Origin of the sequence: Amycolatopsis sp. SID8362 (assembly GCF_010550475.1) — a bacterium.
In the GTDB taxonomy this organism is placed as follows: domain Bacteria; phylum Actinomycetota; class Actinomycetes; order Mycobacteriales; family Pseudonocardiaceae; genus Amycolatopsis; species Amycolatopsis eburnea.
Genome location: NZ_JAAGNB010001422.1, coordinates 1 through 8,189, shown reverse-complemented (window position 1 = coordinate 8,189; position 8,189 = coordinate 1). Strand labels below are relative to the sequence as shown.

Sequence of the window (8,189 nt, the reverse complement as noted above, 5' to 3'; positions counted from 1 at the left end):
CGGCGCCCCGGGCGAAGGACGTCCCGGTGCGGCCGGCGGGGTCCGGGGCGGCACCGCGGGCAAGCCGGGGTCGCCGGGGATGGGCGGCATGGGCCAGGGCGCGAAGGGCGGCAAAGGCGAGGAGGACGCGGAGCACCAGCGCGCGTCCTACCTGGTGGAAGCCGATCCGGAGAGCGTCTTCGGCGGGTCCGACGAGCGGACGGTGCCGCCGGTGATCGGGCTGTGATCTTCCTGCCCAAGACCGCCCTGCTCACCGCATGGGAGTGGGAACGGCACGGCCCGCCGCCCGCGGTCCTCGGCGCCGACAACCTCTGGCTCGGCGACGAGACCCGCAAGCGCCTCGACGACAATGTCCTCGACGTCCTGACGTCGCTCCGGCTCGCGGCGGGCGGCACGATGACGCGGGAGTTCCGCGACGTCCTGCGCGTCTTGGCGAAGGGCGCCCACCAGTTCACGGCGTGGCTAGGCGACATCGAAGCGGACGAGTCGGGCGCGGTGCTCGTGTCCGTCGACGGTCCGGACGCCCTCCGGCTGATCCGGAAGGACGACACGGTCCGGATCGACGTCGTGGAACCGTCGCGGCCGGCGGAGTCGCTGGTGGACGTGCTGCCGCCGGTACCACCGGCGCGGATTTCGGCGGCGTCGATCCCGGAGGCGCGGTTCTCGGGCCGGGCGGTGGAGGAGTCCTACGACCTCGACGACCCGACTTCCGACTGCGGCCACGACCCGTTGCCGTGGGCGCGTCGGCTGATGGCGGCGCGGCGGACGGGGTTGCACCAGTGCTACGCCGTGAACCGGGGTTCTCGCAGCGCGCCGATCACCGCGGTGGACGTGGCCGGGACCGGGCGGGTGCTGACGTACGTGTACCCGGGGCGCGAGCGGATGGTCAGCTTCCAGCCGGGGACCCGGGGTGCGCTGACCGAGGTGCTGTACGCGACCCTGAACGGGTTGGGGGGAGGACGATGACGGGCTCGATCTTCAGCGGGATCGGCTTCTGGGCCACGGACCTGCCGAGCGCGGGGCCGCCGCCTGCGGGTGGGCAGGGGTTCGCGATGAGCTCGGACGAGATGCGGGCGATGCTCAAGAAGGCGGAGGTCCAGAAGGACAGCGTCGTCGAACAAATGCGAGCCGCCGAAGGGCTGAGCCAGGCGAAACCGCCGGCGGACGAGCCGGTCAGCCGGCAGGCGGTGCTCGGCCCGAACGGGGTCAACGAAGCCGGGCGCTACTACCAGGGCCACCTGCAATACCAGCTGGACTACTACAAGGAATTGATCCGGCGATTGAGCCAAGCCCTCGGCATCACCGAAGCGGCTGACCAGCAAGCCGCGGATTCGACGAAAACGATCAAGGGGTCGCTCGAATGATTCGACGAGTTCTCGTCGGTGCCACCGCGGTGGTCGTCGGCACGGCGCTACTCACCTCTTGCACGGGTGAACGACGCACACCCGGCACCGCTTCGGCGGCGCCGACCAGCAGCGCGGAACTGCCGAACAGCGGTGCTCCCAAGGTGTCGGACCCCCTGCCTGCCAAGGTGCTGGACGGCAACCCGTGCGATTCGGCCTTCACCGCGGACCAGCTGACCGGCTACCTCGGCCAGCACGGTTCCCCGAAACCGAAGGATTCGGAGCTGGGTCCCATGTGCGACTGGGGCAGCACCTCGGGAAGCAGCGCCGGCATCCTGGTCATCTACGAGACCAAGAACGACGAAGGCCTCAGCCTCACCTACAAGAACGAAAAGCCGAAGGCCAAGCGATGGGTCGACGACCTGGAGCCGGTCCAGGGCTATCCCGCGGTCGGCTACGTGGACGTCGGGTCGACAGACAACCGGACCTGTGTAGTAGTCGTCGGCATCTCCGATGAGCTGGCCTACTCCGTCTCGCTGAGCATCGGCGACTCGGCCGTTCAAGCCGGCAAGGACGCCTGCCAGCTCGGGCGCGGTGTCGCCGACACGGTGCTGACCAACCTCAAGGCGCGGGCCTGAGCTGCACCTTTTCGTTACGACGGAGATCGCGTTAATGCAAGACTTGTCGTAGTAAGCACCTAGACTGTTCGGATGAGCCACCCCACGCGGAGGGGTCGCGCGCGTGCGGCTACCGAACAGGACATCCGGCGGACCGCCCGGAAGCTGCTCGTCGAGCAGGGGCCGGAGGCGGTCACGCTGCGCGCCATCGCGCGGGAGCTGGGGATCACCGCGCCCGCGCTCTACCGGTACTACGAGTCGCGGGATGACCTGGTCGAGAACCTGCGGCTGGACGTCTGCGCCGATCTGGCGGACGACCTCGCCGAGGAGATCGCCGAGCTGCCGGATGACGGGGTGCTGCAGCTGTTCGCCATCTGCAAGGGGTTCCGGCGGTGGGCGCTCACCCACACGAAGGAATTCACGCTCGTCTTCGCCTCGCCGACCGGGGGCGTGGGGTCGACCGCCGGGAGTGCGCTGAGCCGGGTCGACGAGCCGTTCGGGCGGATCTTCCTGGCCGCCGCGGGGCGGGTGCTCGCGCGGCACGACATCGTGCTTCCTTCGGCCAGCGGGGTGCCCGACGAGCTGCGGGACGACCTCAAGACGTTCCAGGAATCGCTGGTCACCGTGCTCGTCGAGTCCGACCAGGGCGTGCCGGTGGAGAAGATCGACCTCGGCGTGACGTACCTGATGATCCAGTTCTGGGCCCGGCTCTACGGGCACGTCACGCTCGAGGTCTTCGGCAACTACCCGATCCCGATGTCCAAGCCGGACGTCCTGTTCGACGCCGTGCTCATCGACCTCGCCCGGGAGATCGGGCTCTACTCCGGTTAGGCCGCGTGGCCGCCGTCCACCGACAGCACCGCCGCCGTCACGTACTCGGCGCCGGGTGAAGCCAGGTACGCCACCGCCGCCGCGACCTCGGACGGCTTCCCGTAGCGGTCGAACGCCGTCATCGCGGCCTGGTCCGCCGCGTACGGGCCGTCGGCCGGGTTCATGTCCGTGTCCGTCGGGCCCGGGTGGACCAGGTTGACCGTGATGCCGCGCGGTCCCAGCTCGCGCGCCAGCGCCTTGGTCAGGCCGAGCATCGCCGCCTTGCTCGTCGCGTACAGCGCCATGCCCGGGCCGGGTACGCGGTCCGTGACGCAGCTGCCGATCGTGATCACGCGGCCGCCGTCGCTCAGCACGCCGGCCGCCGCCTGGGTCACCGCGAACACGCCGCGGACGTTCACCGCCAGCACGCGGTCGACGTCCTCCAGCGACGTCTCGCTGAACGCGCCGACGAAGCCGACGCCCGCGTTGTTCACCAGCACGTCCAGCCGGCCGAACTCCGCCACCGCAGCCGAAACGGCAGCCGAAACCGCCGCGGCGTCCGCCGAATCGGCCTGGATCGCCAGCGCGCGACGGCCGAGGTTCTTGATCTGGTCGACCACCTCGGCCGCCCGCGCGGCGTTGTGCACGTACGTCAGCGCGACGTCCGCGCCGTCCTCGGCGAGCCGCAGTGCCGTGGCCGCGCCGATGCCCCGGCTGCCGCCCGTCACCAGCGCCACCTTGCCGTCGAGGGTCATCCCCGGTTCTCCTTCGATCGAACAGTTTTCGTTGACTGCTCAATCAAATCGAGAACCGGGGAAAAGCACCGGCGGCTTTCCGACAGCGCGCTACAGGACGATGTTGACCAGCCGCCCCGGCACCACGATCACCTTGCGGGGCGAGCCACCGCCGACCATGGCCGCGACCTTCTCGTCCGCCAGCGCCGCCGCCTGGACCTCGTCCTGCGACGCGGAAGCCGCGACCGTCACCCGGGACCGGACCTTGCCGTTGACCTGGATCGGGTACTCGACGGAGTCCTCGACCAGGTACTTCTCGTCCACCACCGGGAACGGGCCCTGCACCAGCGAGTCCGCGTGGCCCAGCCGGTGCCACAGCTCCTCCGCCAGGTGCGGGGCCAGCGGCGCCAGCATCAGCACCAGCGGCTCGGCCAGCTCGCGCGGCGTCGACGCGGCCGCGCCGTACACCTTGGTGACGTGGTTGTTCAGCTCGATCAGCTTCGCGCCGGCCGTGTTGAACCGCATCTCCGCGTAGTCCTCGCGGACACCGGCAATAGTGCGATGCAGTGCCTTGCGGTCCGCCTCCGTGGCGTCCTCAGTGGACACTCGCAGCTCGCCGGTGTTCTCGTCGACGACCAGGCGCCACAGCCGCTGCAGGAACCGGTGCGCACCCACGACGTCCTTCGTCGCCCACGGGCGCGACATGGCCAGCGGGCCCATCGCCATCTCGTAGAACCGGAACGTGTCCGCGCCGTAGTTCTCGGCCATCTCATCCGGCGTGACGACGTTCTTCAGGCTCTTGCCCATCTTGCCGTACTCCTGGGTGACCTCTTCGCCCTCGAAGAAGTACTTCCCGTCGCGCTCCTCTACCTGCTCGGCCGGAACGTAGACGCCACGCGCGTCCGTGTACGCGTACGCCTCGATGTAGCCCTGGTTGAACAGCTTCCGGTACGGCTCCTTGGACGTCACGTGGCCCAGGTCGAACAGCACCTTGTGCCAGAACCGCGAGTACAGCAGGTGCAGCACCGCGTGCTCGACGCCGCCGACGTACAGGTCGACGCCGCCGGTGTCGTCCGCGCCGTATTCGCCGGGGCGCGGCCCCATCCAGTACTGCTCGTTCTCCGGCGCGCAGAACGTCTCGGAGTTGGTCGGGTCCAGGTAGCGCAGCTGGTACCAGCAGGAACCCGCCCAGTTCGGCATCGTGTTGATGTCGCGGCGGTACTTCTTGACGCCGTCGCCCAGGTCCAGCTCGACCTCGACCCAGTCCGTCGCGCGCGCCAGCGGCGACGACGGCATCGAGTCGCGGTCCTCCGGGTCGAACGTCACCGGCGAGTAGTCGGCGACCTCGGGCAGTTCGATCGGCAGCATCGACTCGGGCACGGCGTGCACTTCGCCGTTTTCGTCGTAGACCACCGGGAACGGCTCGCCCCAGTAGCGCTGGCGCGAGAACAGCCAGTCGCGCAGCTTGTACTGCACGGTCCCGGTGCCGGCACCCTTCTCCGACAGCCAGTCGATGATCGTCTTCTTGGCCTCGGCGACGTCCATGCCGTCCAGGAAGCCGGAGTTGATCGCCGGGCCGTCACCGGTGAACGCCTTGCCGTCGAAGCCTTCCGACGGCTGCACGGTCCGGATGATCTCCAGGCCGAACTTCTCGGCGAACTCCCAGTCGCGCACGTCCTGGCCGGGCACGGCCATGATCGCGCCGGTGCCGTAGCCCATCAGCACGTAGTCGGCGACGAAGATCGGGATCTGCTTGTCGTTGACCGGGTTCGTCGCGTACGCGCCGGTGAAGACGCCGGTCTTCTCCTTGTTCTCCTGCCGGTCCAGCTCGGACTTCCGCGACGCGGCGACGCGGTACTCCTTGATGGCGTCGGCGGGCGTCGCGGCGCCACCGGTCCAGCGAGAATCGACGTCCTCGGGCCACTCCGCCGTGACCAGCTTGTCGACCAGCGGGTGTTCCGGCGCCAGCACCATGTAGGTCGCGCCGAACAGCGTGTCCGGCCGGGTCGTGAAGACCTCGATCGCGTCCTCGCCGGACTTGAACGTGACGCGGGCGCCGTGCGAGCGGCCGATCCAGTTCCGCTGCATGGACTTGACCTTTTCCGGCCAGTCCAGCAGGTCCAGGTCGTCGACCAGGCGATCGGCGTACGCGGTGATCCGCATCATCCACTGGCGCAGGTTGCGGCGGAAGACGGGGAAGTTGCCGCGCTCGCTGCGGCCCTCGGCGGTGACCTCTTCGTTCGACAGCACCGTGCCCAGGCCCGGGCACCAGTTGACCGGCGCTTCGGAGATGTACACCAGCCGGTGGTCGTCGATCACCTTCTTCCGCTCGGACGCGCTCAGCGACGCCCACTCACGGCCGTCGGGCGTCGGGCGCGAGCCGTCCGCGAACGCGGCTTCCAGCTCGGCGATCGGCCGCGCCTTGCCGGCTTCGGTGTCGTACCAGCTGTTGAAGATCCGCAGGAAGATCCACTGCGTCCAGCGGTAGTACTCGGGGTCGATCGTGGAGATGCGGCGGCGTTCGTCGTGGCCCAGGCCCAGGCGCCGGATCTGGCGCAGGTAGGTCCGGATGTTCTCCTCGGTCGTCTTGCGCGGGTGCTGCCCGGTCTGGACCGCGTACTGCTCGGCCGGCAGGCCGAACGCGTCGAAGCCCATCGTGTGCAGCACGTTGCGCCCGATCATCCGGTGGTACCGGGCGAAGACGTCGGTGCTGATGAAGCCCAGCGGGTGCCCGACGTGCAGGCCGGAGCCCGACGGGTACGGGAACATGTCCTGGACGAACAGCTTGTCGCTGGGCACCGGCTGCCCCTCGACGGCGAGCGGCCCGACGGGGTTGGGCGCGTGGAAGGTGCCCTGGTCGGCCCAGTGGTCCTGCCAGCGCTGCTCGATCTGACCCGCCAGCGCGGCCGTGTAGCGGTGCGCGGGGACGTCGGTCCCGGTCGCCTCAGTCATGCCGTCTTCCTTCGTGTCGAGCCGCTCCAGAAACAACTCGACCCCTCAGCCACCAGGGCATGAGGGGTCGCCGCGCCGGCCGGGCCGGGCCCGGTCAGCGCGGCAGGCTAAGGAGCAGCCGAGCCGTGTTCATGTGCACATCGTAACTTGCTGGTCAAAGCCGTTCGGAGGGGACCGCCAGTGCGACGAACTGGGTCACCTGGGTCGCGGAGAAGTTGTTGTCGCTGACGATGATCAAGCTGCGCTCGCCGTTGGGCAGCTTCGGGCCCCAGGTCATGCCCTCCAGGTTGTCCACGGTCGACAGGCCGAGGTCGGCGGCGTCGAAGAGGAACCGCTTCTTCACCGGCTTGACGTGCTTGGCGTCGGCCAGGGACTTGACGTTCAGGACGTTCGTGGCGCCGCTGGTGTCGATCTCGTAGACGCGCACCTTGTTGCCGACGCCGGTGCTGAACGAGCGCTCCATCATCAGGAACTTCGTCGGGTCGGCCTGGTCGACCGCCAGCATCGACGAGACGCCGGTGGTGGCGAACGCCGTCGGCGGCACCGGCGCGGCGAACAGCGGCTCCTGCGGGTAGGCGTACTGCGCCAGCACCGGGCCGAAGCGCGACTGCAGGGTGATCCGCGAGAGCGCGCCGGTGGTCGTGGTCGCCTCCGGGCCGTCCTGCAGCAGCGGGCCCTCGACCTCGCTGGCCAGCAGCGAGCCGAAGCCGGTGAACGTGATGCCCTCGAGGACGAGGTTCTGCCGCGGCCCGGCCGTCGGCGTCATCTTCTCGTTCGCGGGGATCGGCAGGTCGCGGACGTATTTCCCGTCCCGGCGCGCCTCGCGGATCGATGGATCGATCAACGTCGTCGCGGTGCGCTCACCCTCCTGCGACCAGTAGTAGTCGCCGCTCCACGGGTCGACGCGCAGCTCTTCCGGGTCGATCGTCTGCTCGTTCTGCGGCTTCGACGGGTCGTTCTGCGCGAGCGGCGGGTACGGCGTGCCGTCGGGGCGCAGGAACGGCTTCGTGCCGGTGAAGGTGACCGGGCCGATGCCGTCCGCCGACACCGGGAAGGTCGCGGTGTAGAAGCGGGCCGGGTTGATGGCCGACCGGTCGTCGCAGATCAGCGCGTAACCGCCGGTGCGGGGGTCGTAGTCGATGCTGGACAGGCCGCCGACCGTCGTGCCCTGGAACTGCAGGGCGTTCGGGACGATCGTCTCGCCGAGCAGCCGGACGGGCCGCTGGTGACTCTCGGTGGCGCTCGCCGGCGCCGCGGCGAGGATTCCCCCGATCAGGGCAGCGGTCAGGACGGTGGGCAGTACACGCGGTGACATGGCCTGTAGCACAGTCGATCAGGGTATCCGGCAGGTTGCCGGGACGTCACGCTTATCCTTGACCCGTGTTCGCTATCGCGCTGGTTCCGGTCGTGCTGGGTCTGCTCGTCGGTTTTGGTGGGTTCCTCGGGTTCCGCGAGCGCTTGACGCGCGAAGGCGGCACCGGGGTGCGCACGCAGGCGGCGTTGCGCAGCGAAGAGGCGTTCAAGCTGGCCAACCGCGTCGCGGGCCTGCCGACCATGGCCGGGGGCGCGATCGCCGTGCTCACCGGGCTGGCCGGGCTGGCCATGCCGACGACGGGCGGCCTGATCTCCGCCGCGCTCGCGGGCATCCTCGCCATGGTGCTGCTGGTCATGGGCGGTGGCGTGCTCGGCACCCGGGCCGCGCTGACCGTGCCCGCGCCGGCTCCGGCGGCGCC

General features: G+C 69.6%; 8 protein-coding genes and 1 pseudogene. 6 read left to right on the top strand and 3 right to left on the bottom strand.

From position 1 onward, the window contains the following. From G3I65_RS43895 to G3I65_RS43875, 5 genes and pseudogenes are all read left to right on the top strand, one after another. Positions 1-226, top strand: a pseudogene (locus G3I65_RS43895) (hypothetical protein); the annotation flags it as partial. Next, positions 223-966 (top strand): ESX secretion-associated protein EspG, encoded by a 744-nt coding sequence (locus tag G3I65_RS43890; RefSeq protein WP_160701347.1) that lies wholly within the window; start codon positions 223-225, stop codon positions 964-966. The pseudogene G3I65_RS43895 and the gene G3I65_RS43890, both read left to right, overlap by 4 nt. Further along, positions 963-1,364, top strand: a complete 402-nt coding sequence (locus tag G3I65_RS43885) for a hypothetical protein (RefSeq protein ID WP_160701346.1) — start codon at positions 963-965, stop codon at positions 1,362-1,364. The genes G3I65_RS43890 and G3I65_RS43885 overlap by 4 nt, the downstream gene beginning before the upstream one ends. Beyond that, complete coding sequence (locus G3I65_RS43880; RefSeq protein WP_160701345.1) at positions 1,361-1,981, top strand: DUF3558 domain-containing protein; 621 nt, start codon at positions 1,361-1,363, stop codon at positions 1,979-1,981. Before G3I65_RS43885 ends, G3I65_RS43880 begins: the two co-directional genes overlap by 4 nt. A gap of 72 nt (positions 1,982-2,053) precedes the next feature. Next, complete coding sequence (locus tag G3I65_RS43875) at positions 2,054-2,791, top strand: TetR/AcrR family transcriptional regulator (RefSeq protein ID WP_160701344.1); 738 nt, start codon at positions 2,054-2,056, stop codon at positions 2,789-2,791. On the opposite strand, the gene G3I65_RS43870 is transcribed toward G3I65_RS43875, so the two are convergent. The 3 genes from G3I65_RS43870 to G3I65_RS43860 form a co-directional block, all read right to left on the bottom strand. After that, the gene (locus tag G3I65_RS43870; RefSeq protein ID WP_160701343.1) at positions 2,788-3,525 is read right to left on the bottom strand and encodes a 3-oxoacyl-ACP reductase family protein; all 738 of its coding nucleotides are present in this window, start codon (positions 3,523-3,525) and stop codon (positions 2,788-2,790) included. The two genes, G3I65_RS43875 and G3I65_RS43870, sit on opposite strands and share 4 nt — an antisense overlap. Before the next feature lie 90 nt (positions 3,526-3,615). After that, entirely contained in the window at positions 3,616-6,456 is a 2,841-nt protein-coding gene (leuS, locus tag G3I65_RS43865; protein WP_160701342.1) for a leucine--tRNA ligase, read from the bottom strand. A 154-nt stretch (positions 6,457-6,610) separates the two neighbouring features. Next, positions 6,611-7,771: an esterase-like activity of phytase family protein gene (locus G3I65_RS43860; RefSeq protein WP_160701341.1), complete on the bottom strand. Its 1,161-nt coding sequence runs from the start codon at positions 7,769-7,771 to the stop codon at positions 6,611-6,613. A 65-nt stretch (positions 7,772-7,836) separates the two neighbouring features. Between G3I65_RS43860 and G3I65_RS43855 the strand changes: the two genes are divergently transcribed. Next, positions 7,837-8,189, top strand: a 353-nt coding sequence (locus G3I65_RS43855; protein ID WP_160701340.1) for an SdpI family protein, incomplete at its 3' end; no start/stop codon positions are given.

Excerpts from the sequence above, each read along its gene's own strand:
- G3I65_RS43885 (WP_160701346.1), top strand. The coding sequence starts at position 963 with ATGACGGGCTCGATCTTCAGCGGGATCGGCTTCTGGGCCACGGACCTG.
- G3I65_RS43880 (WP_160701345.1), top strand. The coding sequence starts at position 1,361 with ATGATTCGACGAGTTCTCGTCGGTGCCACCGCGGTGGTCGTCGGCACG.
- G3I65_RS43875 (WP_160701344.1), top strand. The coding sequence starts at position 2,054 with ATGAGCCACCCCACGCGGAGGGGTCGCGCGCGTGCGGCTACCGAACAG.
- G3I65_RS43870 (WP_160701343.1), bottom strand. The coding sequence starts at position 3,525 with ATGACCCTCGACGGCAAGGTGGCGCTGGTGACGGGCGGCAGCCGGGGC.
- leuS (WP_160701342.1), bottom strand. The coding sequence starts at position 6,456 with ATGACTGAGGCGACCGGGACCGACGTCCCCGCGCACCGCTACACGGCC.
- G3I65_RS43860 (WP_160701341.1), bottom strand. The coding sequence starts at position 7,771 with ATGTCACCGCGTGTACTGCCCACCGTCCTGACCGCTGCCCTGATCGGG.